We start from the raw sequence: 1175 nt of genomic DNA, 5'->3' as shown, positions 1-1175 counted from the left end.
GTCCACGGTCGTCCGCACGCTGGCAGGACCGTCCAATCCGCACCGCCGCCTGCCGGTGTCGGAACTGGCTGCGCGCGGCATCAGCGGCAACGTCGAGAGCGAACCAGGCCTGATGCCCGATGGCGCCGTGATCATCGCTGCGATCACGAGCTGCACGAACACCAACAACCCGCGCAACATGATCGCCGCCGGCTTGCTGGCTCGAAACGCCAACCGGCTCGGCCTGACCCGAAAGCCGTGGGCGAAGACATCGCTCGCGCCGGGTTCGAAAGCCGTCACGCTGTACCTGGAGGAAGCCGGCCTGCTGCCCGAACTGGAGCAATTAGGCTTTGGCGTCGTCGCTTATGCGTGTACCTCGTGCAACGGCATGTCCGGCGCGCTGGACCCGCTGATCCAGAAAGAACTCGTCGATCGCGACCTCTACGCGACCGCGGTCCTATCCGGTAACCGCAACTTCGACGGCCGTATTCATCCGTACGCGAAGCAGGCTTTCCTCGCTTCTCCGCCGCTGGTTGTGGCTTACGCGATTGCCGGGACAATCCGCTTCGATATCGAGAAGGACGTGCTTGGCACCGACGCCGGTGGCAACCCGGTACGGCTCAAGGACATCTGGCCGTCGGATGAAGAGATCGATGCGGTCGTGGCCGCGAGTGTGAAGCCCGAGCAGTTCCGCAAGGTGTATGAGCCGATGTTCGCGGTTTCCGTCGTTGCGGGCGAGAAAGCCAATCCGCTGTACGACTGGCGCCCGCAGAGCACCTATATCCGCCGCCCGCCCTATTGGGAAGGCGCGCTCGCCGGTGAGCGCACGTTGCAGGGCATGCGGCCGCTCGCCGTGCTGGGCGACAACATCACTACCGACCACCTGTCGCCATCGAACGCGATCATGGCAGACAGCGCCGCCGGCGAGTACCTCGCGAAGATGGGCTTGCCGGAGGAAGACTTCAACTCGTACGCGACCCACCGGGGCGATCACCTGACCGCCCAGCGCGCCACCTTTGCGAACCCCACGCTGAAGAACGAGATGGTGCTGGAAGACGGCCAGGTGAAGGCGGGCTCGCTCGCGCGCATCGAGCCGGAGGGCAAGGTCGTCCGCATGTGGGAAGCGATCGAAACCTACATGGAGCGCAAGCAGCCGCTGATCGTCATCGCCGGGGCGGACTACGGTCAAGGTTCGT

General features: G+C 64.9%; 1 protein-coding gene. It reads left to right on the top strand.

What is annotated here, in order from left to right:
- Window positions 1-1175, top strand: a 1175-nt coding sequence (locus AWB67_RS38245) for an aconitase family protein (RefSeq protein ID WP_235025615.1), incomplete at both ends; no start/stop codon positions are given.

It is taken from the genome of Caballeronia terrestris (assembly GCF_001544515.1).
In the GTDB taxonomy this organism is placed as follows: Bacteria; Pseudomonadota; Gammaproteobacteria; order Burkholderiales; family Burkholderiaceae; genus Caballeronia; species Caballeronia terrestris.
The sequence above is the reverse complement of the archived record's forward strand: the minus strand, read 5'-3'. Positions and strand labels throughout refer to the sequence as shown.